This window comes from uncultured Methanobrevibacter sp., assembly GCF_937906425.1.
Classification (GTDB): domain Archaea; phylum Methanobacteriota; class Methanobacteria; order Methanobacteriales; family Methanobacteriaceae; genus Methanobrevibacter.
Map to the genome: position 1 here is coordinate 1 of NZ_CALCYR010000059.1, position 1,698 is coordinate 1,698.

A 1,698-nucleotide genomic window follows, 5' to 3' on the forward strand; every position below is an offset into this window, starting at 1 on the left:
TTTTAATTTTTAATTAATTTTTAATTTTAATTTTAATTTTTAATTTTAATTTTAATTTTAATTTTAATTTTAATTTTAATTTTAATTGATTATTTGACTCTTAATCATTTTAATTAATTATTAAGTCTTATTTCCATTTTCAGGTGATAAAATGTTAAATGTTGGAAATGCTATAATATTTGCTGATGAGGCAATGTATCAGAGTTCAAACGGTTTGTTTTCATACTTCTCAACAACTAATGGTACAGGTATTGGAATACTTGATAACTCATTAACTGTTATCACTCAGGCATTACAGATACCTGTGGTGATACTTTTATTAGTATTTTTAATCTTCGCTGTAGTAACTTTAGGTAAGCTATTATCAGAATACCTTTCTCGTAAGAAAGTACCGGTTTCCTTAATCAAAGATTTAATTTATTTGATTTATGATGCAGAGTCTGCCGAGGATATTAAAAATATAGTCAATAATGCAGATATTCAAAAGTCTCAAAAGGCTCTTTTATGTGAACTTGCAGATAGTGAACATCTTGGTAAAAAATCAAGGGAAACCTTGGCTCGTCGTTTGATTGATGGTGAAGAGGATAAGATTGCTAAAAATCTTAACAAGACAGATATTGTTACCCGTTTAGGACCTACCCTTGGTTTGATGGGTACATTGATTCCTATGGGTCCTGGACTTGCAGCTCTTGGAACAGGTGATGTAACAACCCTTGCAGGTGCGATTACCATTGCATTCAATACAACTGTTATTGGTATTGGTGCAGGTGCTGCTGCATATTTCTCTTCCAAATTGAGACGTAGGTGGTCTGGTCAATATCTTGCTAACCTGGACGCCTTGATGGATGCAATATTAGACAATATTGACAAAAGGGACGCCAGACTTAAGTAATCACTAGGTGATTGTGATTATTAAAATAATTATTTAATTTAATTTTAAGATTTTAAGTTTAATTTTAAGATTAAGTAAATTTTTAAGTTAATTATTAGGTTAATTATTAAAGATAATTATTAAGATTAATTATTAATTAGGTGATTTTATGGCTCGTCGTCAAGGAAAGGGACGTTTTGAAAGTGAGGAAGAGGATCCTATGGCAGGAACTGCCAATCTTGTAGATGCCATGTTGGTTATTGCTGTGGGATTGCTTGTTTTCCTTGTTCTTGCATGGAATATGCAAAGTGTATTATTTAATCAGGACATGTCTCAAGAGGATAGGGAAGCTGTTATGGATGCTATGAATCAGGAAATGGTTGAGATTCAGGAAGGACAGCAATTAAATGAAACTCCTGATACAAGCAATCAGACTGGACAAGGTTATACTGAGATGGGTAAGGTTTATAAGGATCCATCTACGGGAAAAATGATTATGGTTCAGAATACTTCTTCTTAATCATTTTTATTTTTTTTAGTTTTTAATTGGTTATTTTTTTATTTTCTTTGTTTTTTTGTTCTTTTTTTAGTTTTTATATTGGTTATTTTTTATTTTTTATTTGATTTTTTTGTTTGTTCTTTTTTTCCTTAATTGTTTTACTAGTTAATGCATTAAAATTTTAGAAATTTGATTTTCTTTAATTTATTTATATTATGAATTATAAAATAAGATTAGTAATGGTAAGCCGAAGACAGCTGCTGGTTTTTTTAAACTAGGGAAACTCCGCACATCAAATAGACTGTAAAGTTGAAAAACTTATGCTGAG

2 protein-coding genes are annotated in these 1,698 nt (G+C 30.0%); both read left to right on the plus strand.

The features are described from left to right. The first annotated feature begins 151 nt into the window (after window positions 1-151). Window positions 152-892, plus strand: a complete 741-nt coding sequence (locus tag Q0138_RS01725) for a MotA/TolQ/ExbB proton channel family protein (RefSeq protein WP_297980071.1) — start codon at window positions 152-154, stop codon at window positions 890-892. 148 nt (window positions 893-1,040) lie between these two features. Further along, window positions 1,041-1,391 (plus strand): DUF2149 domain-containing protein, encoded by a 351-nt coding sequence (locus Q0138_RS01730; protein WP_297980074.1) that lies wholly within the window; start codon window positions 1,041-1,043, stop codon window positions 1,389-1,391. Window positions 1,392-1,698: the final 307 nt, after the last annotated feature.